Below are 22,676 nucleotides of genomic sequence, written 5' to 3'. Positions count from 1 at the left end.
CCTCGCCGAGGCGCGCGCCGGGGCTGCCGCGGCAGCCGACCGTGCGGGCCGGGCCGCCCGGCACGCCGCCGTCCCCCTCGGCGGGCCCGGCGACGTTCCCGGGGAGGAGGCACTGCGCGGGGCCGAGCGGGAGTTCCACCGCGCCGCCGACGACCGGGCCGAGGCCGTCGCCCACATCGCCCGCCTCGCGGATGCGGCCGCGAAGGCCGCGGCAGAACTCGCCCAGGCACGGCGCGTCCTCGGCGAACGGACCGCGGAGCGGGACACCGCCGCCGACGTCTTCGGCGCGGCGGAGGACACTCTGGGCGCGCGGGCACAGGAGCACATCGAGCAGTGGCGGGCGTACCGGATGTCGCTGACCGAGCTCAGCGTGCCGGATCCGGAGGCCGTGGACCTGGCCGGCTGGACGGAGCGCCTGGACGGGGCACACCCGCTGCGGGACACGCTCCGCAGCGCCGCCGACCGCGCCCACCGGGAGCTGGCCTCCGCGCTGGCCGATGCCGCGGCTCGGCTGGACGAGGCCCGCGCCGAACTGGGCGAGCTGACCGGCGAGCGCGACCGCCTCGCCGCGGGAGCCGTCGCGACGCCCCCGGCGCCGCACACCCGCGGCGGCCGGCAGCGCTGCGGGCCCGGAGCGGCCCTGTGGCAGGTGGTCGACTTCGCCCCGCAGCTCGCCGCGGCCGAGCGCGCCGGACTGGAGGCGGCGCTGGAGGCCGCCGGCCTCCTGGACGCCTGGATCACCCCCGACGGCACGCTGCTGGACCCGGACACCCACGACGTTCTCCTGACACCCACGGCGTCGGTGGCTGCCGTCGCCCGTCCGCTCACCGAGGCGCTGCACCCCGCCGTCGACCCCGACGATGCCCAGGCCGCCGCCCTCGACGAGCATGCGGTGACGGCCGTACTGGCCGGGATCGGCCTCGGCGAGCAGGAAGGCGAGCAGGTCGCCGCCTGGGTGGAGCCGGGCGGCCGCTGGCGGGTCGGGCCGCTGCGCGGCGCGTGGTCCAAGGAGGCCGCGGCGTACGTGGGCGCAGGCGCCCGTGAGGAGGCGCGTCGCCGCCGGCTGGCCGAGCTGGCCGGCCTCGTCGAGGCGACACAGGACGCGGTCAAGCAGGCCGGTGCGGCAGCCGAGGAGGTCGAGCGGCGACGGGCCGTACTCACCGACGAGTTCGGCCGTGAGCCCTCCGATCAGCCGCTGCGCGACGCGCACAGCGCCGTCTCCAGCGCGTCCGATCAGCTGCGGCGTACCGGCGAGCGCCTTGAGCGTGCGGCCGAGGACGCCGACTGGGCGGAGCGGGACCACGCCGCGGCCGTCACCGAACGCGACCAGGCCGCCGCCGACGTGGCCCTGCCCGCCGGCCCCGAGGGCCTGGCAGCGGTGCGGACGGCGCTGGAGGACTACCGGCGCACGGCCGCGGCGCTGCTGGCCGCCGCCCGGCGGCACGCCGACCGCCAGGACGGCCTCGCCGCCTGGACCGAGGAGTTCGCCGCCGCCGCCGAGGCGGCCGAGGAGGCCCGCACCCAGGCGCACGACGCGGAGACCCGCGCCGCCGAGGAGCGGGCCCGCCTGGAGGCGCTGCGCGAGGCTGTCGGCGCGTCGGTCGACGAGGTGCGCGAGCGGCTGGAGACCGCCAAGCGGCGCATCGCCGAACTCGAGTCCGCCGCGGACCGCCTGGACGCCGAACACCGCCGGGCGGCCGAGGAGCGCTGGCTGGCGCAGGGCCGGGAGAAGGAACTCACCGAGCAGCTGACCGAGGCCGGCGGGCGCCGCTCCGCGGCCGTGGCCGAGCTGCAGCGCTTCGCCGCCACCGGCCTGCTCGCCCTCGCCTGCCCCGTACAACTGCCGGAAGGGGACGAGCCGTGGGCTGCCGACCCGGCTGTCCGTCTCGCCCGCCGGGCCGAGGAGCAGCTGCGCGAGGTCGACGACTCCGACGGGGCCTGGCGGCGCGTCCAGGACGACATCACCCGCTACTACGCCGAGCTTTCCGAGGCCCTCACCCGGCACGGCCACCACGCGCTGGCCGGGCTCGACGACTGGTTCGTGGTCACCGTCCAGTTCCAGGGCAGGGAACGCACGCCGGGAGAGCTGACGGGCCTGCTCGACAGCGAGATCGACTACCGTGAGCGGATGCTCACCGCCAAGGAGCGCAACCTGCTCGAAGAACACCTGATCAACGATGTCGCCAGCCACCTGCAGGAACTCATCACCGAGGCCGAGGCGCAGGTCGGGTTCATGAACGCCGAGCTGGAGGAGCGGCCCACCTCCACCGGCATGCGGCTGCGGCTGCGCTGGGAGGCGAGCCCGGAGGGTCCCGCCGGGCTGGCCGAGGCCCGCGCCCGGCTGCTGCGGCAGAAGGCCGATCTGTGGTCACCGGCCGACCGCACGGCCGTGGGTGACTTCCTGCAGCGCGAGATCGAGCGGGTACGGGCCGAGGACGAGCACGGCACCTGGAGCGACCACCTGCGCCGCGCACTGGACTACCGGTCCTGGCACCGCTTCACCATCGAGCGCTACCAGGACGGCCGCTGGCGCAGCGCCGTCGGCCCCGCCTCCGGCGGCGAGCGCGTCCTGACCGTCTCCCTGCCGCTGTTCGCCGCCGCCTCCGCGCACTACCGCTCCGCACACCCGCAGGCGCCCCGCATCATCGCCCTGGACGAGGCGTTTGCGGGCGTCGACGACGACGCCCGCGCCAAGTGCCTCGGCCTGCTGGCCACCTTCGACCTGGACGTGGTGATGACCTCCGAGCGCGAATGGGGCTTCTACCCCACCGTCCCGGGGCTTGCCGCCCACCACCTGGTGCGCCGCGACGGCGTCGACGCCGTCCACGTGACCACCTGGGAATGGGACGGCCACGACCCCGTACGCGTCGAACGCCGCGCCCCGCGGGCCCGCCTGCCCACCCCGCGCGAGCCGGGCCCGGGCGCGGCCGACGGCGGACTGTCCTGACCGGCCGGCGCGATGAGCCCCGACGTCGATCTGCCGCGGCTGCGCCGCACCTTGGGCGATCCGGCCCTCGGCCGGCTCGTCGCCGCGCTCGCCCGTCGCGTCGAACTGGGCCGGCCGCTGACCGGCACGCTCGTGCTGCGGCACCCCGCAGCCGACGAACTCCACGCGATCCGCGCCCTGCTGGGCTCCGGCCGGGCCGGGGGCGGCGGCCACTCCTCCGGCTCGGTCACCATCCCGCTGCGGAAACTCGCCGCCACCCTGGCCGACGCCGCCGTCGCCCCCGACCTGCACACCGCGGTGCAGGCACTGACCGGCCGCATCACCCCGCGCACCGAACGTATCTCAGCCGAGGAGGCGGCCCGCGACACCGCAACGGCCGTGCTGGCGGCGGGACGGCACGCCGGGTGCGCCTGGTACGACGCATGGGCCGCGGGGCTGCGCGCTGACGGCACGCTCACCCGGCTGATCCGGCGCGGCGAGACCGGCCAGGTCACCGCGGCCGTTGCGGCCCTGGACCTGCTCCCCGCCCCCGGCCTCCCGCTGCCGGTCCTCGCCGAACGCGCCACCGGCGACACCAAGGCGCTGGCCGCCACTCCCCTCGCCGGGCTGATCCTGCGCGCCCTCGCCCTCCGCTCCCACACCGCCCCACCTCGCGGCGGGGAAGCCGAACGCACCCTGTGGGAATCAGCCGGTGTCCTCACCGACGACCTCTCCAGCCACGTCCTCGTCCTCGGCCTGCCGGCCCGCGGCGACGAGCCCCTGGCCGACTGGCTCACCCAGGCCGCCCAGCGCCGTACACCGTTCCGCGTCACGCTGCACCAGCTCGTCACCATGCCGATCGCCCCGGCTGCGGGGGTGGTCCACGTCTGCGAGAACCCCTCCGTCCTGCGGGCCGCCGTCGCCGCCCCCGCCACAGGCCCGCTGATCTGCACCGAGGGCAACCCGTCCGCGGCCTGCCACCGGCTGCTCACCTCCCTGCACCGGGCCGGCGTCACCATCCGCTGGCGCGGCGACTTCGACTGGACCGGCCTACGCACCACCGCCTCGGCCGCCACCCGCTACACCGCGCAGCCCTGGCGCATGTCCGCCGCCGACTACGAAAGCGCCCTGGCGGCAGGAGACTCCGAGCCCCTGCGCGGCTCCCCCGCCCCCAGCCCCTGGGACCCCGCCCTCGCCCGGCGCATGCGCGAAACCGGCCGCGCCGTCATGGAAGAGCGCATGCTGCCCCTGCTGCTCGCCGACCTGGCCACGCAGACGTAACCCCAAACGCGAGCCAGCGGGAAGTATGGCCCGGCCCGGGGCGCGGCCGCTGCCGTCGACTGGCCGGTCGTCGTCGTGCTCGCCGACTTTGCCTCGTCAGGCGATGCGAGCCCGTGGAGCCGGTGACCAGCGCTGCGCAGACGGCCAGGACTGCGGAAACGGAGACGGCCGCCCAACGGGCCGGCCGCCACCGATGCTTGGCGAGCAGCGCCGACAACGCCGGCAGGCGTTAAACCGTTTACTCTGCCGAGAGGAAGAAGTAATGTAACGGCCATGTCAAGGCGCACCGACCCGGGAGTCCGGCAACGGCCCGCGTACACAGTGCGGACGACCTGGTCAGACGCGCGAAATCGGCACACCGTGCGCCTTCGGACCAACCGGCCTCCGGCGGTTTGACGCACCGATCCGGTTGCCTCATCGACAATTCAAACGGTTACCCGCCGGCTGGGCGACGCGGGACGCCACCGGGTACCAGGCCGTCCGCGCCGGGCGGCCCCGCGGACGGCTCAGTCCGCGTGCACGGTGTCCTGGTGGTCCGTGATGATGTCGCCGTCTTCCGGAGCATGAGACGGGCCCGCATGGGCGGCGGGCGGCCTTCCGCCCGGCGGCAACCACTCGGTGTCACCCCCCACGACCGAGGAGAGTCCATGCGATCCACCCAGCGGCCCACTGCGGCCATGGACGGATTCCTCGACGCCGTGTGAAAGCGCTCCCGCACCAACATCCCCCACATCCAAGGAGTCACCCCATGTCGATGCAACGACGCACTTTCCCGAGCCGGCGCACCGTGCTGAAACTGAGCGCGCTCGGCGCGGCGGGCGCCGGCGCGTCCCTGTACGGCGCAGGTCAGGCACTCGCCGGCCGCCCCGCCGCACCCGCCCGCACACCGCTGGACGCCCCGGCCGAACCCTTCGCCATCGGCGTGCGCGAGTACGCCTGGACCCGCGGCGACCGCCGGTGCACCACCTTCGTCTACTATCCCGCCACCGGCGCCGCCGGCGGCGACCCCGTCATCGACGCCCCCGTCGCCGAGGGCGCCTTCCCCATCTGCAATTACACCCACGGCGCCGGGTCCAGCCCGCAGGGCGCCGAGTCCCAGATCCGCCCCCTGGCCGAGGCCGGCTTCATCGTCCCCGCCCCCCACTTCGCGTTCGACATCGGCGAGGTCTACCGCGGCGAGTACTCCATGGACGTCTCGGAGATCCTCACCCGGACCCTCGCGCTGAACGAGGCCGACGACCCGCTGGCCGGCCACATCGACGCCGCCCCCGGCGTGGGCGTGTCAGGCTACTCGATGGGCGGCATGACCACCCACGGCCTGCTGACCATCGCGCCCGACGACCGGATCACCGCCGCGATCCCGCAGTCCACCGTCGACATGGGCGATCCCAGCGGCCAGGTCGCGGCCAAGGTCCTGTTCGTGCACGGCGACCAGGACCCGACCTGCCCCTACGCCGAAGGCCGCCGGGCCTACGAGGAACTGCCCGCGCCCAAGGCGTTCCTCACCTTCCTCGGCGCAGACCACTCCAGCCACTGGCACGATGACCGCATCCCCCTCACCTGCGTGGACTGGATGCGCTGGAGCCTGTACGGCGACGCCGCCGCACGCGACCGCCTTCCCGAGGACGCCGCCGGCGACGACACCTCCTGGGAGTTCGTCCAGGAATAAGCCCGCCGCGCGGAAGCGGTGTCAGAGCAGGTCTCTGCGCCGCCTTCGCGCCGCTCCGAGCGAAAGGATGGATGAGGATGGATCACGACACGTACATTCCCCGAAGCTCACGGGCGTCGGCGGCTGTTCGTCGCCGCACCGGTGTTCGCGTTGACAGGCGCACTGCTCTCGGCAACCGGTCTCGTTGCTGCAACGGAGAGCGGAGCCGGCGGCGAGACCGAGGCAAGCGGCCCTCTCGTCGCGTTGTCCGAGCAGGGCCGTGGAGGTGGGGGCCGCCACTCCGACGGCCGTGAGGGCAACGCCATGTTCCAGCTCGACGGCACTTACTACACGGCGGCCTCGGACCTGCACGGCTGGAACACCTCTCCGAGGCGCGCGGGTGGAACAACACCGGCGGCAGTGTGACCAATGTCGAGGGCGGCGCGAACTCAAGTCGGTTCGCGTTGCAGGTGAGTGGCGGAGGCACCCAGCAGGAGATCGAGATGCCCGAAGAGTCCTACCGGCTGGCCCTGTTCGCCAGCGGCGACGGGGGCCAGGTGGTGGAGACCGCCCCGCTGCGCACGCGGGCGAATGCCCACCCTGGTGACCACGTGAGGGCCCACGGTCCCGTGGTGTCACTGCCGAGCGCCTCCGCGGCCATGGCGCGCTCCACGGCGGGGTCCCCGCCGGGCGGCGCGATGTGGTAGACGGTGTCATCGGGCCGGCCCCGGTCCGACATGACGTCGGCGGCGATCCGGTCGCAAGCAGCGCAGAGGAGCTTCGGTGGGTCTGGGGATGCGGAACTGGGCCGGCAACGTGGCGTTTCGGGCGAGACGTGCACGCACTCCGTCCTCGGTGGCGGAGCTGCAGGAACTGGTCGCCGCCAGCGGGGAAGTACGGGCCCTGGGCACCGGCCACTCCTTCAGCACGCTGGCCGACACCGGGGGTGACCTCGTCTCCGTGGCCGGGCTGCCCCGGCTGGTGGAGGTGGACGAGCAGGCCGGCACGGTCGGCGTCAGCGCGGGCATGCGCTTCGGGGAGTTCACCGGCGCCCTGCACGAGGCCGGGTTCGCGCTGCACAACCTCGGTTCGCTCCCGCACATCTCGGTCGCCGGCGCGTGCGCCACCGGGACCCACGGCTCGGGCCACCGCCTCGGCAGCCTCGCCACGGCGGTGCGCGCGCTCGAACTGGTCACGGCGGACGGCGGGTTGCTGGCGTGGGAACGCGGCGACCAGGAGTTCGCCGGCGCGGTGGTCTCGCTGGGCGCTCTCGGCATCGTCACGCGTGTCACCCTCGACCTCGTACCCGCCTACGACGTACAGCAGTGGGTCTACGAGGGGCTGCCGCTCCGGCAGCTGTACGAGCGGTTCGACGAGGTGATGTCGGCGGCCCACAGCGTCAGCCTGTTCACCACGTGGCGAACCGACCGCATCGACCAGGTGTGGCTCAAGCGGCGCGTCGGCGCCGAGGGCCCGCAACCGGCCGCCCCGCGGTGGCTGGACGCCACCCTCGCGGACGGGCCCCGGCACCCCGTACCCGGCCAGCCGGCCACCTTCTGCACCCGGCAGGACGGCGTGCCGGGGCCCTGGCATGCACGGCTTCCGCACTTCCGGCTTGAGTTCACGCCGAGCAGCGGCGAGGAACTGCAGTCGGAGTACTTCGTCGCACGCTCCGACGCGGTCGCGGCCTTCCAGGCGCTGCACCGGATCAGGGCCCGGACGGCCCCCGTGCTGCAGGTGGGCGAGGTACGCACGGTCGCGGCCGACGACCTCTGGCTGAGCCCGGGCCACCAGCGGGACACGGTGGCCTTCCACTTCACCTGGATTCCCGACACCGCGGCTGTGACCCCCGTTCTGGAGGCCGTCGAACGGGCACTCTCCCCCTTCGGCGCCAGGCCGCACTGGGGGAAGCTGTTCACGATGCGTCCGCAGGATGTCAGCGGGCTGTACGAGCGTTACGAGGATGCCCAGCGGCTGATGGCGCGGCTCGACCCGGCGGGAAAGTTCCGCAACGAGTTCGTCGAGAGGTACTTCCCGCGATGAGCCGACGCCGTACGGACCGGAGAGTGTCTGACGGGTCACTGTCGTGACCACATGCCGGACCGCTCAAGCCATTGCCCATGCAAAAGGCCAGGTCACAGGCTATGTGACCTGGCCTTTGAGGGAGCCGCCCAAGGGAATCGAACCCTTGATCTACGCATGACGAGGCCGGTAGCGATCGTGCCGCCGGGTGCCGCCGATCGCCATTCCGTGCCGTCGTTGCTGGTCAGCTCAGCCTTCCCCGAACGGATGCGAACGCCTCGTGTCACCCCGTACCGGGGCTTCCGGCCTCCCCTTGGCCTCCCCTGGACACTCTCCCGATCCGGCCGGCTGCCCACCGGGCTCTTGGATGCCTCCACAGTTCATGATCGCTGGATCGTGGTACTGATCGCCGCGTCGGCGCCCCGCTGCGTCGCACATCGGTTACGTCGGTGCCGTGCGTGGCACTCGGGCAGTCACCGACCGCCTCGGAGGCCCGCATGTCCGCGCCCATCGAGGACTACGCCCTGCTCGGCGACCTGCAGGCCGCCGCGCTGGTCGCCCGCGACGGCTCCATCGACTGGCTGTGCCTGCCCCGCTTCGACTCCCCCGCCTGCTTCGCCGCCCTGCTGCACGACGCGGAGGCCGGCCGGTGGCTGCTGGCCCCGACGGCAGGCGGACCCGCCACCAGCCGCCGCTACCGCGGGAACTCCCTGGTCCTTGAGAGTCACTGGCGCACCCCCGACGGCGAGGTACGGGTGGTGGACTACATGCCGCTGCGCGGCGAGGCGGCGGACGTCGTACGGGTCGTCGAGGGCATCTCGGGCCGGGTGCCGATGCGGATGGAGCTGCGGCTGCGGCTCGACTACGGCTCGCTGGTGCCGTGGGTGCGGCGCGAGGGCCCGGACCTGGCCGCGGTCGCCGGTCCGGACGCCTTCTGGCTGCACACCCCCGTGGAGCTGCGCGGCCGGGGCCTGGCCACCGTCGCGGAGTTCACGGTGAGTGCCGGGCAGCGGATCCCGTTCGTCCTCACCCACCACCCCTCCCACCTGCCGCGCCCGGAGCCTGTGGACACCGGCAAAGCGCTGGCCGAGACCGCGGAGTTCTGGGAATCCTGGCTGTCCCGCTGCCGCTACGAGGGCCGCTGGCCGCAGGAGGTGCGGCGCTCGCTGCTGCTGCTGAAGGCGCTCACCTACGAGCCCACGGGCGGTATCCTGGCCGCGGCCACCACCTCGCTGCCCGAGCGGCTCGGCGGCGTACGCAACTGGGACTACCGCTACTGCTGGCTCCGCGACGCCGCCTTCACCCTGCAGGCGCTGCTCGGCACCGGCTACGTCGAGGAGGCCGCGGCCTGGCGCGAGTGGCTGCTGCGCGCCATCGCGGGAGACCCGTCGAAGCTCCGCATCATGTACGGCCTCGACGGCACCCGGCGGCTGCCCGAGCACACCCTCGACTGGCTCTCCGGCTACGCGGGCTCCGCCCCCGTACGCATCGGCAACGCCGCCGCCGGGCAACTCCAGCTGGACGTCTGGGGCGAGGTCCTCGACACCCTCCACCTGGCCCGGGACTCCGGCCTCGCCCCGTACGACTCCGCCTGGGACCTGCAGCGCGCCCTGCTGGACCACCTGGAGGGCCGCTGGCGGGATCCGGACAACGGACTGTGGGAGGTACGCGGCCCGCGCCGGCACTTCGTCCACTCCAAGGTCATGGCCTGGGTCGCCGCCGACCGGGCCGTGCACACCGTCCGCCGGCACGGCCTGCCCGGACCGGTGGAGCGCTGGCGGACCCTGCGCGGGACCATCCACGCCGAGGTGTGCGCCCGCGGCTACGACGCCGGCCGGAACACCTTCACCCAGTTCTACGGCTCCCGCGGGCTGGACGCCGCGCTGCTGCTCCTGCCCCGGGTCGGCTTCCTGCCGTGGCACGACCCCCGGATCCGGGGCACGGTCGAGGCCGTGCGGCGGGAGCTGTCCGAGGACGGGCTGCTGCGCCGCTACGACCCCGGGTCCGACGGCGGCGTCGACGCCCTGCCGGGCGGCGAGAGCGCCTTCCTCGCCTGCACCTTCTGGCTGGCCGACGCCCTGCACGGCATCGGCCGCGCCGAGGAGGCCGAGGTGCTCTTCGAGCGACTGCTGGCGCTGCGCAACGACGTGGGGCTGCTCAGCGAGCAGTACGACCCGCGCGTCGGTCGGCAGCTGGGCAACACCCCGCAGGCGTTCAGCCTGGTCGGCCTGGTCAACACGGCCCGCTTCCTCAGCGGCGGCCACATCCGCACCGGCACCGCCCCGCGGCCGTCCGCGAAGGAGTGAGGCATGTCCCACGACATCGCGTCGTCCGGCCGGCTGGTGGCCCTCGCCGGCGCCGTGCAGGCGCTGGCGCTGGCGCTGGCGCTGGCGCTGGCGCTGGCGCTGGCGCTGGTCGTTCATCCGGGCCATGGCCGCTGGGCGTCCGGTTCGCCAGGCCGCCCACGGGCGTGCGGCGCTACCGGATCGAGACCGGGGAGGAGACCTGCTGATCGTGGCGCAGGACGACGGAACGGCCGACACGACGGCGACGGCCGACGAGACGGTACGGGAGATCTTCACGGGCGCGTGAGCGCCGGGCACGTGTCACCCCCACCGGACAGGGAACGCGGCAGTTGTCCTGCCCGACCGACGCACTGTGGAAGGACACCTCATGCGGTGCTCCAGCCACCGCCGGCGGCCTTCCCGCTTCGGGCGGCAGCCGCTGGCCGGCACCGTCCTCGCCGCCTTCGCCGTTGTCGCGGCCTGCGGCAACGGCGGCGGCGGGGACCGGGGCGGGGACGTCTCCCCGCCACGTACAGCCACCTCCACGCCGGAGGGGACGAAGTCCCCGCGGCCCACGGACTCCAAGTCCGCCGAACCCTCGGATTCGGCCACGCACGACGACTCCGCGAAGCCGCCCACGGTATCTCCCGGCCCGCCCCGCTGCACCCGCGACCGCCTGGAACTGTCCCTCGGCCGCGTCTCGCCGGGCGCCGGCAACCTGTACGTGCCACTGGTGTTCACCAACACCGGTGCTCAGGACTGCCTGCTCGACGGCTATCCGGGCGTCACGCTGCTGGACGCCTCCGGCGAGCGCATCGGCGAACCGGCCAAACGCTCCGGACCCGAGCGCCCCGCGGTCGAACTCACGCCCGGCAAGAGCGCCTACGCGACCCTGCACACCGTCAACAAGGGCGTCTCCGACAAGCCCTGCCTCCGGCCCGCCGACCGGGTGCAGGCATACCCGCCGGGTTCCACCTGGGCGATGCGCACCGACGCGGACTCCTTCCGGGTGTGCGGCGGCGTCTTCGAGGTGTCCGCGGTCAAGGCGGGCCGGCACCCCTGACCACCTCCCGCACGGCCGCCGTGCGGGCGGGCCGTCGCCCACGCGAGGGTGAGCGCGGGCGCGACCGTCCCCGGCCCACTCGCGGTGTCCGAGCCGGAGGCCGGACAGCCGGGCGGACAGGGGTACGGCGAAGACGAGCTCCGCGACGATCAACGGCTGCACCGGGCTCAGCGGCCCGAAGGCCGGTGCCACGGGCTGCCGGCCGCAGGCCGGCACAGCGGGCCCGATCTCCGCCGGCCACCGGCCGGCGGGCCAGTCGGCCCGGCAGCCGCGGGGAGAACGCCTCGTCGTCCGGGCGGTCACCGGCGGCCCGCTGCTGCGTCAACGCACTGCGGCGAAGCAGGCGCCGACGGCGACATGTCCGCCTCACGGTCTGAGTACGGGCACGGGGCGGCCGGTCACGAAGGTTCGTCCCGGCCGGCGTCGCCGCCGCCGCGCGGGTCGGCCTCCGGGTCCTCCTCGGGCGGGATACGGACCGGCCGCAGCCGTGTCCACAACAGGAACGCCGCGGCGACGGCGAGCATGCCGACGCCGGACCACAGATTGAGGTGCAGGCCGGCGGACCGCTCGGTGTCCTCGGAGGGGTCGGTCAGCCCCAGCACGGTGAGGACGGCGCCGTATACGGCCAGCAGTGACGCGATGACCATCCTGATGTCGAAGGCGCGGGCGGCGCGGCGCTCGCGCCGGTTCCGCTCCGCGGGTACGGGCGTGGGCATGGGTACGAGCCTCCGTTTCAACCGAAGACGATGTTGAGAGCGACGATGAGGACCAGGGCGATCGACGCCAGCAGCCCCGGCCGCCGGTACCAGCCGGCGTCCGCACCGGTGGTGGCGGCGCGCAGGCTCTCCCGCGGGGTCAGGGAGTAGACCAGGCCGGTCAGCTCCTCCTCCGCCTTGGGCCGGGTCTTCCGACTGACCAGGACGCTGACCACCACGTCCACCACGAACGCCGCCCCGGCGCCGACGAAGCTGGCGCCCTGCCCGGAGAGACTGATGACGCCGTTCTCATTGAGGAAGAAGACGGTCACCGCCGTCGCGGTGCCGAGGACCAGGCCCAGCCACCCCGCGGTGGGCGTCATCCGCTTCCAGAACATGCCGAGGATGAACGTGGCGAACAGCGGGGCGTTGAAGAACGAGAACAGCTGCTGCAGGTAGTTCATCAGGTTCTCGTAGCCGGCGGCGATGAACGCCGTGCCGACCGCGCCCGCGGTGGCGCCGGCGGTCACCCAGGAGCCCATCCGCAGGTAGTAGTCGTCCGGCCGGTCCCGGACCACGTACGACTGCCAGATGTCGTACGTGAAGACGGTGTTGAAGGAACTGAGGTTGGCCGCCATGCCGGCCATGAAGGAGGCCAGCAGCCCGGCCAGCGCTACGCCGAGGATGCCGTTGGGCAGCAGGTCGCGCATCAGCAGCAGGAGGGCGTCGTTGTAGTCGACGTCCCCCTCGCCGGTCCGCTTGAAGGCGGACAGCTCCGAGGTCGCCACCCCGGCGATCATCCCGGGCACGACGACGATGAACGGGATGAACATCTTCGGGAACGCGCCGATGATCGACGTCCGCTGCGCCGCCGACATGCTCCGCGACGCCATCGCCCGCTGCACCTCGACGAAGTTCGTCGTCCAGTAGCCGAAGGACAGCACGAAGCCGAGGCCGAAGACGATGCCCACCACGCCCAGCACGCTGCTGGAGAAGCCGGTGAGCTCGGTGCCCGGCCACGCCGACATCTGCTCGGCGCCGCCAGGGCTGCCGGCGATCCTGTCGGTCAGCCCGTCCCAGCCGCCGACCTTGTTCAACCCCGCGATGGTCAGCGGCAGCAGGCCGGCGACGATGACGAAGAACTGCAGCACCTCGTTGTAGATGGCCGCGGACAGGCCGCCGAGCGCGGTGTAGCTCAGCACGATGACCGCGGCGGCGCACACCGACACCCACAGCGGCCAGCCCAGGAGCGCGTTGACGACGGTGCCGAGCAGGAACAGGTTGATGCCGGCGATGAGGATCTGGGCGACCGCGAAGCTGACCCCGTTGACCAGGTGTGCGCCCGGGCCGAAGCGGCGCAGCATGAACTCCGGCACGCTGCGCACCTTCGAGCCGTAGTAGAAGGGCATCATCACGACGCCGAGGAACAGCATCGCCGGGACCGCGCCGATCCAGAAGTAGTGCATGGTCGGCATGCCGTACTGGGCGCCGTTGGCCGACATGCCGATGATCTCGATCGCGCCGAGGTTGGCGGCGATGAACGCCAGGCCCGTCACCCAGGCCGGCAGGGATCTGCCGGAGAGGAAGAAGTCCAGGCTGCTGGAGATCGACCGCCTGGCCATGAAGCCGATGCCCAGCACGAACACGAAGTACAGCCCCAGCAGCACGTAGTCGACGACCCCGGCGTCGAGCCGCAGTCTCTCCGGGGCCGCCACGAACTGCGCCGATGCCCACTGCCCGATGACCTCCATCGCCCATTCCTTTTCCATCGCTGCCTCAGGCCCCTGCCGGAGTGCCCGGTTGCGGGGGGAATCAGTCATCCCGAGCGGGCGCCGGTGGCGGCCGGCGCCTATGGGGTACCCGCGGAGGCATGAGCGTGGGGCACGGTTCGCCCGGAGCGCGGGCGTGTCCTCTTCCACCACGAGAGCTCCACCACGACAGGGGTGAGCATGCGGTATGCCACGTCGCGGGTCCGGCGCGGCCGGTCGCGGCAAACGGTCCGGATAGCTGCTGCCGGCCTCGCGGCGGTGCTGCTGGCGGCCTGCGTGGACGTCCTGTCCGACGACGCCTCCGACGACCCGCGGACCTCGGCGTCGCCGGCCGGAGCCGGGGAGGTCCCACTGGAGGTGGTCGAGCGGCACAAGCAGACGATGGCGCTGGTGCCGATCCGCATCCGGGGGGGAAGGCCCCTTCCTGTTCGCCCTCGACACCGGAGCCTCGTCCAGCACCATCGATGACGATCTGGCCGATCGGCTCGGCCTGCCTCGGACGGGAGAGCGGCAGCCCGTCAGCGGCATCATCGGCCAGGACCGGGTGCCGGTGGTGAAGGTGACCGAGTGGCGTGTCGAGGACGTCGGCCTGTCCGGCACCGAGGCGACGGTCATCGACCTCGGATCGCGCGGCGGCGACCGAGTCCTGCAAGGGCTGCCGGGCTCGGACGTGCTCAGCGAGTTCGGTCAGGTCACCATCGACTACGACGACGAGGTGCTCCGCCTGCCGAAGAGCAGCTGATGCCGCATCACGGCACCACCGGGCGGATACTCCCGGCACCACGGCTGATCCCTGGCAGCCGCCCCCGCCGTCCCCGCCGGCCCTTCGGTGGCCGTTCCGGCGGAAACGGCCCGCGCTCCGCACGCGCTATCGGCGTGGCGGCCGGCTTCGGCGCCGTGGTGCTCGGCGTCGCGACCGGCATGCTCGCCGGCTACTACGGCGGCATCGTCGACATCCTGCCCAACGTGCTCGCCCCGGTGCTCGGCTACGCCAGCCTGCTCGTCCCCGTCGCCATCATCTTCTCCGCCAGCCTGTCCCTCCTCGGGCTCGGGGTGCCCACCCGGCGTGGGGAGTTGCCCCGCAACAGGCCATCGACTACTACACGGTCGCGCCGTGGCTGTTCGCGTTCCCCGGCGGCGCGCTGCTGCTGACCACCCTGGCGTTCAACCTCCTCGGCGACGGGATCCGGGACGCCATCGAGCTGGCCGGCCGCCACGCGAGCGCCCAGACCGTCGAGCTGATCCGCGAGGACCTCGGCCTCGACCGACCGGTACTCGTCCAGTACGGCGACTCCTCCCCGTCGTCATCGGGGGGTGGTGGTGCTCGCCTCGACGTTCACCGTGCTCGCGAACATGGCGGTCGACATCTCCTACGCCGTGCCCGACCCGCGGGTCCGCCTCAACTGAGGTCTGCCGACCGGCCGTCCGGGCAGGAAGGCCGGTCGGGGCTCTTCAGGGCCGATGGGGCGGGAACGGCGGGTACACATAGCCCGGGCCCCAGAACGGCGGGTAGCCGTAGTGGCTGTAGACGCGCTCGTAGTACTCACCCCAGTCCACGAGTTCCGGATCGTACCGCGGCGCGTCGGCCACCTGCTCCCCGGTGCGGTCGATGTGCACCCGGTTCTCGGTGACATCGGCGACGGCCTCGACCGGGACGTAGCTCTTCCGCTCGCCGATACCGAGGAACCCGCCGTGCTCCAGGAGGAGGAAGCGGACCCGGTGCTCGCCTTCGTCCACCAGCAGATCGCGGACCTTGCCGATTTCGTTCCCCGTCCGGTCGATGACCTTCCGGCCCCGGACGTCGTCGGCGGCGGCCGTGAGTACCTGCTGCGAGTCGGAGATCCTCTTCAGGACGGGAATCCGGCCGGAGCTCATATGTCCTCCTTCGTGCACCGTGGCAGGGCCGCATACGAGGCGGCCTGCCGCTTCTTGTCACCGTTCCCGGGTACCCGCAATCGGACGTCAGCACATGTGCGTCGTGGGAACCTACCGCGGCGACGCCACACTCCTTGACCTGCGGCTTGGGTCCCGGATACGCCCGCTCATGATCAACGGCAAGCCCTGCGACGAGGACTGGCGGACACGCGACGGCGCCCGCGACGAGGCGCTGCCTCCAGTGGGAGCCGGTGACTGCCCACGCGCGCACTGGCCGACGCGCATCAACGACCGCCACGGCTCCCCCGTGTCGGCCCTCGACATCTCACCTGACGGCCGCCGCATCGTGACCGGCACCCTGAACGGCGTGGTCCGTGTCTGGGATGCGGACACCGCCGATCTCGTACGCGAAGTGACACGGGACGGGCACCTCGTCCGGGCCGCTCGGTTCACACCGGACGGGAAGCACCTCATCACCGTCGCCCAACTCGGTGGCCCATACCGCGCGCAATGGCTGGGGGTGGATATGTGGAGTCTCGACACCGGCGAGCTGACTCAGGTGTTGTGGCCCGACGAGACAGACCCGCCCTTCCCCCTCCCCTGTGATGAAGAGGTCGCCGCTCTCACCAGAGACGGCCGCTACCTGGCGACGGGGCACCGGAGCGGCACGGTCACGGTGCACGATCTCGCCGCGCGGGAACGGGTCGGCCGTCTGGTGCTGCACGGCGCCATCACGTGCCTGGCCTTCGACGGGCCGCGGCTCCTGGCAGGTAGGGCCAACGGTGACGTCACGCTGACTTATGTGCGGACGGCGGCTGAGTCATCGCGCGGTTGAGCGCTCCATCGCCTTCTCCCGCGCGGGCACCTGCTGCCGACATTCTCTCCCCGTGAAGGGCTCCCAGGCCGAGACCTCTCCGAGGGCCCCGCGTAGGTCTGGCGGCGGACGCGGACGGCCCGCTACCGCGTGAGATGTTGGATCAGATGACGGACGTGCCCTGTTGCCTCGGGGAAGCGCGTGCGCGCGAGCCCTGCGCCCCACCACACCCCGGAGCCAGGGGCCTCACCTTGCAGAGGGCCTCTGCGGCCCGCCGTCTCCGGTCTCTGATGGCCGACCTCGAATCCCTCGGCCGCCGCCGCGTGACCATTCGGGCCTGGCGCCCAGCAGGCCCCTGAACGCATATCAGTACCAGGCCTTGAGTAGCTGCTCAGGGCTGACGTGCTGGATGCCTTCTGCCGTGCAGCCGCTGCGGGCGATGGCGAGCAGCGGGGTATCGTCCTCGGCGCCGGGGAGCCGGCCACGGTGGGTGATCAAGCGGGCCAGGTCGCGCCGGTCGAAGGGCTTGTTCTCCAGCCACTTGATCGACCCGACGAGCGTGACCTTCTTGGCGATCGGAGAACGGTCGGCACCCACAAGGTCGATCTCGGGGTCGTTGGTGCGGGTCCAGTAGCCGCCGACAGCGCCCGTCCCCTCGGGCAGTTGATCCTCACCCAGCCGCCACAGCGCCTCGCGAATGACGGGCTCGATGGCGCGACCGCGCCAGGACGTCCAGCCGGCACGGATCGACTCCAGGACCCGGTCCCCGCGCCCCCGCTCCACAGCAGCAATTCCAGGACCGACGAAGGAGAGCCAGAACCGCAGGTAAGGGTCTTCGATGCGGTACCGGGTCTCGCGGCTGGGCCGATTCGACAACGGCAGGTCGGCTGCGACCATACGGCGGGTGGTGAGGAGTTCCAGCGAGCGCTTGACGGAGCCAGGGTTCAGGCCGCCGGCGGCCCGGCCGATCAGCGTGAAGGTGCGCTCCCCGTGGCCAATGGCGCCGAGCACCGTCCGGGCCTGCGCCTCGGTGGGGAACTCCGCCGCCAGGGTGCGTTCGCCGCTGACCAGCAGGGCCGAGGTCGGTCGGGCGAGTGCGTGGGCGAGGTAGTCCCACAGGCCGGCGCCGTGCGGCCATTCCTCCAGGATCAGAGGAAGCCCGCCGGAGACGAGGTAGGCGTCGAATGCGTCGGCCGGGTCCAGGTCGAGCATGTTTGCGATGTCGGCCGGGGTGAGCGGCGGGACGACCATCTCAGTGCCGCGCTGGTAGAAGGGGCGGCCGTAGGTGTTCAGCTGCTCCATCACGGCGATGTCGGAGCCGATCAGGACCAGCAGGACGGGGAGCTTGGACAGTGTCCGGTCGAAGGCCTTCTGCAGTGCACCCTCGAAGCTGGGGTCCTCGCGTGCCAGGTAGGGCATCTCGTCGAGGACCACAACGCTGGGGCTATCGGCGGGCAGGGCCGATGCCAGCAGGCTCAGGGCAGCATCCCAACTCCGCGGGGCTGCGAAGTCCGCGAATCGGCTGGCATCAGGCAGGCTGGACGACGCCACCTCGGCGGCGAACCCCGCCAGATCCTCCCCCTGGGAACCGCCGACAGCGGTGAAGAATACGTGCGGCAGCGCCACCCGATCCAGGAACTCCTCCACCAGACGGGACTTTCCCACACGACGGCGCCCCCGCAGCAGGACCGCACGACCCGGTCGCCCGCTCCGGCCACCCGTACGCACAGGGGCGAGAAGATCCTCAAGCAGATCGAGCTCATACCGACGGCCGATGAATCCGTCCACTTCGCACCTCGCCAACCCCTTGATGAAACTTTCCTCAAAGATACTTTCATCAATGCAATGAAGCAAGGGTGAAACAAGTGCGGCCAGGCCGACCAAATGCCCAGCCCGAGCGGCACCGCGGTGCCCTCCGCCGCCACCAGCTGCGGCGCCACCCGGTCGTTGTCCGGCTTCAACAAGTATCTAGCTCACAGCTCCGGCCCTCCGCGACCACCTTTGACGCCCCGTCAATTCCCATGGCCTCCCCTCGGCCTCCCCTCACTCGGCCCGTGCCGCGCCGCCGATCACAGCTAGACGAGAAAGTGCAGGTCAACGCCCTGTTGGGCCACGACGTTGCCGACTGGCACCCCGCGCAGGGAATGCGTAGGTCAAATGAAGCCCTCAGTTGCCGTTTCCATGGTCAACCACATGAGAAAACCCCAGGTCAGAGGTTATCTGACCTGGGGTTCCAGTGAGCCGCCTAAGGGAATCGAACCCTTGACCTACGCATTACGAGTGCGTCGCTCTGGCCGACTGAGCTAAGGCGGCGGGGTTGCGGGCCGGGGCCCGGGCAACGACGACAAGTTTACACAGATCCCGGGGGTCCTCTGTACTCGGTTCCGGGTGTGGGCCGGGGGTGGGGCGGCGGGGTTACTTGCAGCGTTTGCCGTCCTGGGGCGGGGTGCCGGCCAGGAGGAAGGTGTCGATCGCGTCGTCGATGCAGGCGTTGCCCCGGGCGTACGCCGTGTGGCCGTCGCCCTCGTACGTCAGGAGCACGCCCTCCTCCAGCTGCGCCGCCAGGCTCTCCGCCCACACGTACGGCGTCGCCGGGTCCCGGGTCGTGCCGACGACCAGGATCGGCGGGGTGCCCGCCGCCTCGATGCGGTTGGCCTCGCCGGTGGCGGCGACCGGCCAGTCGGCGCAGTTCAGGGCCGCCCAGGCGAAGTCGCGGCCGAAGACCGGGGAGGCCGCCTCGAAGTCCGGGACCAGCTTCTCGACGTCGGCCGGGCTGTCGAACGGGGCCGGCTGGTCGATGCAGTTCACGGCGGCGAAGCCGTACATCATGCTGCCGTACGAGCCGTCCGGCTCCCGCTCGTAGTACATGTCCGCCAGCGCCAGCAGCCCGCTGCCGTCCTTGCGCTCCATCGCGTCCGTCAGCGCGCCGCGCAGCTGCGGCCAGAAGTCCTCCTGGTACATCGCCATCAGCACGCCCATCGTCGCCAGCGGCTCGCCCAGCCGCCGCTGCTCGCCGGTCGGGACCGGCTCGGCGTCGAGGCGGTCGAGGAACGCGCGGAGCTGCTTGCCCGCGTCCTCGGCGCTGTCGGTGCCGAGGGGGCAGTCCGCGCGCTGGACGCAGTCCTCGGCGAAGGCGTCGAAGGCGGTGGTGAAGCCGGCGTTCTGGTCGAGGTTCAGCTGCCGGGAGGTGAGGGAGGGGTCCATGGCGCCGTCGAGGACCAGGCGGCCGGCGCGGTGCGGGAAGAGGCCCGCGTAGGTGGCGCCGAGCATGGTGCCGTACGAGGCGCCGACGTACGTCAACTTCTTGTCGCCGAGGACGGCGCGGAGCACGTCCATGTCCCGGGCCGCCTCCGCCGTCGAGACGTGGCCGAGCAGCTTGCCCGCGCGCTTCTCGCAGCCCTCCGCGAAGCGCTCGAAGGCGGCGGTCAGCGCCTCGACCTCGCGCTCGTCGTCGGGTGTCGCGTCGACCTGGGTGTGCTTCTCGAACTCCGCGTCCGTCAGGCACTCCACCGGCTCGCTCCGGCCCACGCCGCGGGGGTCGGCGGCCACGATGTCGTAGCGCGCGCGGACCTCCTCCGGGTAGCCGACGCCGGCGAAGTTCTGCAGGAACTCGATCGCCGAGGCACCCGGGCCGCCCGGGTTGACGTGCAGCGAGCCGAGGCTCTCGGCGGGGTTCTCGGCCGGCTTGCGGGCCACCGCCAGCTCCACGTCCTCGCGGTCGCCGGGGCTGGCGTAGTCCAGCGGTACGCGCAGGGTGGCGCACTCGAAGCCGGGGGCGTCGGTGCAGTCGGTCCAGCGCAGCTGCTGTTCGTAGTACGGCCGGAGGTCCGCGGGGATCTGCTCCGGGAGCGGTTCGAGCACGCGGCTGACGCTGCCGGCGCGGGCGGCGTCGGCACCGCCGCCCTGGCCGCCGCTGCCGGCGTCGTCGGATCCGGCGGAGTCGCACCCGGCGGCGGCGATCAGCACCACCAGCGCGGTGCCGGGCACGGCCCTGCGGAACAGGCTGCGGAAGTCCATGCGCTGAGCGTATCCGCCGGGGTGCGGCGGGCGCCGGGTCGCCCTCGCCCCGTACGGGTGACGTGCGTACGGCCGGAGTCGCGGCTGCGGCTGTGGTGGCGGCTGTGGTGGCGGCTGCGGCTACGGCTTGCGCAGCGTCACCGTCATCGCCTCCAGCGCCAGCAGCGGCGCCACGTTCCGCTCCAGCGCCTCCCGGCACTCCATGATCGCATCCAGCCGCCGCAGCGTCATCTCCGGCGTGCTGCCCTCCGCCGTCTGCCGCAGCCCGTCCCCCACGTCCGCGCACGGCAGCAGCGACGGGTCCGCCACCGCGCCCAGCTGGAGCGCGAGCACGTCGCGGTAGAAGCCGGCGAGGTCCGTGAGTGCCAGGTCGAGGCTGTCGCGCTGGCTGCGCGTCGCCCGCCGCTTCTGCCGCTCCTGCAGGTCCTTCATCACACCCGCCGTGCCGCGCGGCATGCGGCCCCCGGGCTGGGCCCCCAGCGCCGTGCGCATCTCCTCCGTCTCCTGCTCGTCCGTCTCCTCGGCCTGCTCCTTCGCCGCGTCCGCCGCGACGTCCACCAGCTCCTGCGCGGAGCGCAGGCAGCCGCCGATGTCCTCCACGCGCAGCGGGATCCGCAGCACCGCCGCGCGCCGCTCGCGGGCGCGCTCGTCGGTGGCCAGGCGGCGGGCGCGGCCGATGTGGCCCTGGGCGGCCCGGGCCGCGGACTCGGCGACCGCGGGGGTGATCCCGTCGCGCTGTACGAGGACGGCCGCGACCGCCGCGACGGCGGGGGTGCTGAGGGAGAGGTGGCGGCAGCGGGAGCGGATCGTGGGCAGCACGTCCTCCAGCGACGGCGCGCACAGCAGCCACACCGTGCGGGGGGCGGGCTCCTCGATGGCCTTCAGCAGCACGTTGCCGGCGCCTTCGGTGAGGCGGTCGGCGTCCTCGACGACGATGACCTGCCAGCGCCCGCCGGAGGGGGCGAGCTGGGCGCGGCGGACCAGCTCGCGGGTCTCCTTGACGCCGATGGTGAGGAGGTCGGTGGCGATGACGCTGACGTCGGCGTGGGTGCCGACGAGGGCGGTGTGGCAGCCGTCGCAGAAGCCGCACCCGGGCCCGCCGGCGGCCGTCGCACGGTCCGGGCCGACGCACTGGAGGGCGGCGGCGAACGCGCGCGCCGCCGTCGCCCGGCCGGCGCCCGGCGGGCCGGTGAACAGCCAGGCGTGCGTCATCGCAGAGCCGGCGGGCAGGTCGGCGACCTCGGCGGGGTGGACGTCGGCGGCGTGTCCGGCTGCGGCGTGTCCGGCTGCGGCGCGGGTGCCGCCGGGGGCCGTCCCCTCGGCGGTGACCCGGGCGTCGTCGGTGTGGGCGGCGGCGGCCATCTGCTCGCCGACCCGCTCCTGCCCGACCAGCTCGTCCCACACCGTCATGGCACCGCCCTTTCGTCGTCCGCGGACCATTGTGCTGCACACCGCCGACACGGGGTGGGCGGGCGCCCGCCCACGCGCTGGGTGCGGGGGACGCGGCTCCTCGCCGCCGCCGGCTCTTCGTCGGGGCGCGGGCCCACGCGGGGGGGGGCGCGACGGCGAGCAGCTTGGCGGTGGCGGCCGTACGGGCGCGGCGCCCCGGCGCGCGGGGACATGCACTCCCTAGCCGTCACGTGCCGGTTCTGCAACGCCGCCCGCCACGCGCGCGTGGACACGCAAGTACGGGGCGCGAACGCGCAGGTGTGCGCGGGCGCAGCCCGCCGGCCGGGGCACGGGCGCGCGGCCCGTCAGTGCGCGTGCCCGTGGCCGTGGCCCTGGCCATGGTCGTGGCCGTGGCCGTGGCCCCGGCGGCGCCAGCTGACCGCGTCCGGGTCGCGCGGCGCCCGGTCCACCACCAGCGCACCCGCGGTCAGCATCAGCCCCGCCACCGAGGCGGCGTTCTCCAGCGCGGTACGGGGCACGCGCACCGGGTCCAGCACGCCGGCCGCCGGCAGGTCGTCGTACGTGCCGGTGTCCGCGTTCCAGCCGTGGCCCGGCGGCAGCCCCTCCGTCCCGGCCACGACGTACGCCCCGTCCGCGCCGGCGTTGTCGGCCAGCTGGCGCAGCGGCGCCGCGAGCGCGGCCCGTACGGCGCGCGCGCCCGCCCGCTCGTCGGCGGACAACCCGGCGGAATCCGACCCCGCGGAACCAGACCCGACGGCGGCGGACCCCGCGTACGCGGGCGCGGCGTGCGGGGTCTCCCGCGCCGTCCCGGCGCCCACCAACTCGTCCACCGCGCTCCGCGCCGCCGCCAGCGCCGGCCCGCCGCCCGGCG

19 protein-coding genes and 1 tRNA gene are annotated in these 22,676 nt (G+C 73.1%); 12 read left to right on the top strand and 8 right to left on the bottom strand.

What is annotated here, in order from left to right:
• The 8 genes from ABD317_RS15260 to ABD317_RS15225 all read left to right on the top strand — a co-directional run.
• On the top strand, positions 1 to 2,947 hold a 2,947-nt coding region (locus ABD317_RS15260; protein WP_344290519.1), incomplete at its 5' end, for a TIGR02680 family protein.
• Between the two features lie 12 nt (positions 2,948 to 2,959).
• On the top strand, positions 2,960 to 4,207 hold the full coding sequence (locus ABD317_RS15255) for a TIGR02679 family protein (RefSeq protein WP_344290518.1): 1,248 nt from the start codon (positions 2,960 to 2,962) through the stop codon (positions 4,205 to 4,207).
• A gap of 748 nt (positions 4,208 to 4,955) precedes the next feature.
• Positions 4,956 to 5,876 carry an alpha/beta hydrolase family protein gene (locus ABD317_RS15250; RefSeq protein ID WP_344290517.1) on the top strand — a complete coding sequence of 307 codons (921 nt, stop codon included), beginning with the start codon at positions 4,956 to 4,958 and terminating at the stop codon, positions 5,874 to 5,876.
• Positions 5,877 to 6,358: 482 nt separating this feature from the next.
• Positions 6,359 to 6,562, top strand: a complete 204-nt coding sequence (locus tag ABD317_RS15245) for a hypothetical protein (protein WP_344290516.1) — start codon at positions 6,359 to 6,361, stop codon at positions 6,560 to 6,562.
• Between the two features lie 88 nt (positions 6,563 to 6,650).
• Positions 6,651 to 7,898 (top strand): D-arabinono-1,4-lactone oxidase, encoded by a 1,248-nt coding sequence (locus ABD317_RS15240; protein WP_344290521.1) that lies wholly within the window; start codon positions 6,651 to 6,653, stop codon positions 7,896 to 7,898.
• Positions 7,899 to 8,374: 476 nt separating this feature from the next.
• Positions 8,375 to 10,183, top strand: a complete 1,809-nt coding sequence (locus tag ABD317_RS15235; RefSeq protein ID WP_344290515.1) for a glycoside hydrolase family 15 protein — start codon at positions 8,375 to 8,377, stop codon at positions 10,181 to 10,183.
• Between the two features lie 124 nt (positions 10,184 to 10,307).
• On the top strand, positions 10,308 to 10,469 hold the full coding sequence (locus tag ABD317_RS15230; RefSeq protein ID WP_344290514.1) for a hypothetical protein: 162 nt from the start codon (positions 10,308 to 10,310) through the stop codon (positions 10,467 to 10,469).
• An 81-nt stretch (positions 10,470 to 10,550) separates the two neighbouring features.
• Entirely contained in the window at positions 10,551 to 11,225 is a 675-nt protein-coding gene (locus tag ABD317_RS15225) for a DUF4232 domain-containing protein (protein ID WP_344290513.1), read from the top strand.
• A 398-nt stretch (positions 11,226 to 11,623) separates the two neighbouring features.
• Here ABD317_RS15225 and ABD317_RS15220 read toward each other — a convergent pair whose 3' ends face one another.
• Positions 11,624 to 11,941, bottom strand: a complete 318-nt coding sequence (locus tag ABD317_RS15220) for a hypothetical protein (protein WP_344290512.1) — start codon at positions 11,939 to 11,941, stop codon at positions 11,624 to 11,626.
• A 17-nt stretch (positions 11,942 to 11,958) separates the two neighbouring features.
• Entirely contained in the window at positions 11,959 to 13,671 is a 1,713-nt protein-coding gene (locus ABD317_RS15215; RefSeq protein ID WP_344290511.1) for a sodium:solute symporter family protein, read from the bottom strand.
• Positions 13,672 to 13,869: 198 nt separating this feature from the next.
• Here ABD317_RS15215 and ABD317_RS15210 point away from each other — a divergent pair, with 198 nt between their 5' ends.
• The 3 genes from ABD317_RS15210 to ABD317_RS15200 all read left to right on the top strand — a co-directional run bounded on the left by ABD317_RS15210 (position 13,870) and on the right by ABD317_RS15200 (position 14,841).
• A complete protein-coding gene (locus ABD317_RS15210) occupies positions 13,870 to 14,157 on the top strand; it encodes a hypothetical protein (protein WP_344290510.1) in 288 nt (95 codons plus the stop codon).
• Entirely contained in the window at positions 14,114 to 14,431 is a 318-nt protein-coding gene (locus tag ABD317_RS15205) for an aspartyl protease family protein (protein ID WP_344290520.1), read from the top strand. Before ABD317_RS15210 ends, ABD317_RS15205 begins: the two co-directional genes overlap by 44 nt.
• A 134-nt stretch (positions 14,432 to 14,565) precedes the next feature.
• Complete coding sequence (locus ABD317_RS15200) at positions 14,566 to 14,841, top strand: hypothetical protein (protein WP_344290509.1); 276 nt, start codon at positions 14,566 to 14,568, stop codon at positions 14,839 to 14,841.
• A gap of 300 nt (positions 14,842 to 15,141) precedes the next feature.
• Here the strand turns inward: ABD317_RS15200 and ABD317_RS15195 are convergent, their stop codons facing one another.
• The gene (locus ABD317_RS15195; protein ID WP_027753057.1) at positions 15,142 to 15,564 is read right to left on the bottom strand and encodes a PRC-barrel domain-containing protein; all 423 of its coding nucleotides are present in this window, start codon (positions 15,562 to 15,564) and stop codon (positions 15,142 to 15,144) included.
• A 169-nt stretch (positions 15,565 to 15,733) separates the two neighbouring features.
• Between ABD317_RS15195 and ABD317_RS15190 the strand changes: the two genes are divergently transcribed.
• Positions 15,734 to 16,399, top strand: coding sequence for a WD40 repeat domain-containing protein (locus ABD317_RS15190; protein ID WP_344290508.1), 666 nt, complete (start codon positions 15,734 to 15,736; stop codon positions 16,397 to 16,399).
• Positions 16,400 to 16,744: 345 nt separating this feature from the next.
• On the opposite strand, the gene ABD317_RS15185 is transcribed toward ABD317_RS15190, so the two are convergent.
• From ABD317_RS15185 to ABD317_RS15165, 5 genes are all read right to left on the bottom strand, one after another.
• Positions 16,745 to 18,166: an ATP-binding protein gene (locus ABD317_RS15185; protein WP_344290507.1), complete on the bottom strand. Its 1,422-nt coding sequence runs from the start codon at positions 18,164 to 18,166 to the stop codon at positions 16,745 to 16,747.
• Between the two features lie 451 nt (positions 18,167 to 18,617).
• Positions 18,618 to 18,691, bottom strand: a tRNA-Thr gene (locus ABD317_RS15180).
• 102 nt (positions 18,692 to 18,793) lie between these two features.
• Positions 18,794 to 20,395, bottom strand: coding sequence for an alpha/beta hydrolase (locus tag ABD317_RS15175; protein ID WP_344290506.1), 1,602 nt, complete (start codon positions 20,393 to 20,395; stop codon positions 18,794 to 18,796).
• Positions 20,396 to 20,515: 120 nt separating this feature from the next.
• The gene (locus tag ABD317_RS15170; protein ID WP_344290505.1) at positions 20,516 to 21,805 is read right to left on the bottom strand and encodes a DNA polymerase III subunit delta'; all 1,290 of its coding nucleotides are present in this window, start codon (positions 21,803 to 21,805) and stop codon (positions 20,516 to 20,518) included.
• Positions 21,806 to 22,149: 344 nt separating this feature from the next.
• The coding region (locus ABD317_RS15165; RefSeq protein WP_344290504.1) for a TCP-1/cpn60 chaperonin family protein at positions 22,150 to 22,676 on the bottom strand (527 nt) is incomplete at its 5' end.

Source organism: Streptomyces synnematoformans (genome assembly GCF_039531005.1).
In the GTDB taxonomy this organism is placed as follows: domain Bacteria; phylum Actinomycetota; class Actinomycetes; order Streptomycetales; family Streptomycetaceae; genus Streptomyces; species Streptomyces synnematoformans.
Note: the sequence above shows the minus strand (reverse complement) of the source record. Positions and strands in the feature narration are given on the sequence as shown.

Excerpts from the sequence above, each read along its gene's own strand:
- ABD317_RS15255 (WP_344290518.1), top strand. The coding sequence starts at position 2,960 with ATGAGCCCCGACGTCGATCTGCCGCGGCTGCGCCGCACCTTGGGCGAT.
- ABD317_RS15250 (WP_344290517.1), top strand. The coding sequence starts at position 4,956 with ATGTCGATGCAACGACGCACTTTCCCGAGCCGGCGCACCGTGCTGAAA.
- ABD317_RS15245 (WP_344290516.1), top strand. The coding sequence starts at position 6,359 with ATGCCCGAAGAGTCCTACCGGCTGGCCCTGTTCGCCAGCGGCGACGGG.
- ABD317_RS15240 (WP_344290521.1), top strand. The coding sequence starts at position 6,651 with ATGCGGAACTGGGCCGGCAACGTGGCGTTTCGGGCGAGACGTGCACGC.
- ABD317_RS15235 (WP_344290515.1), top strand. The coding sequence starts at position 8,375 with ATGTCCGCGCCCATCGAGGACTACGCCCTGCTCGGCGACCTGCAGGCC.
- ABD317_RS15230 (WP_344290514.1), top strand. The coding sequence starts at position 10,308 with ATGGCCGCTGGGCGTCCGGTTCGCCAGGCCGCCCACGGGCGTGCGGCG.
- ABD317_RS15225 (WP_344290513.1), top strand. The coding sequence starts at position 10,551 with ATGCGGTGCTCCAGCCACCGCCGGCGGCCTTCCCGCTTCGGGCGGCAG.
- ABD317_RS15220 (WP_344290512.1), bottom strand. The coding sequence starts at position 11,941 with ATGCCCACGCCCGTACCCGCGGAGCGGAACCGGCGCGAGCGCCGCGCC.
- ABD317_RS15215 (WP_344290511.1), bottom strand. The coding sequence starts at position 13,671 with ATGGAGGTCATCGGGCAGTGGGCATCGGCGCAGTTCGTGGCGGCCCCG.
- ABD317_RS15210 (WP_344290510.1), top strand. The coding sequence starts at position 13,870 with ATGCGGTATGCCACGTCGCGGGTCCGGCGCGGCCGGTCGCGGCAAACG.
- ABD317_RS15195 (WP_027753057.1), bottom strand. The coding sequence starts at position 15,564 with ATGAGCTCCGGCCGGATTCCCGTCCTGAAGAGGATCTCCGACTCGCAG.
- ABD317_RS15190 (WP_344290508.1), top strand. The coding sequence starts at position 15,734 with ATGATCAACGGCAAGCCCTGCGACGAGGACTGGCGGACACGCGACGGC.
- ABD317_RS15175 (WP_344290506.1), bottom strand. The coding sequence starts at position 20,395 with ATGGACTTCCGCAGCCTGTTCCGCAGGGCCGTGCCCGGCACCGCGCTG.
- ABD317_RS15170 (WP_344290505.1), bottom strand. The coding sequence starts at position 21,805 with ATGACGGTGTGGGACGAGCTGGTCGGGCAGGAGCGGGTCGGCGAGCAG.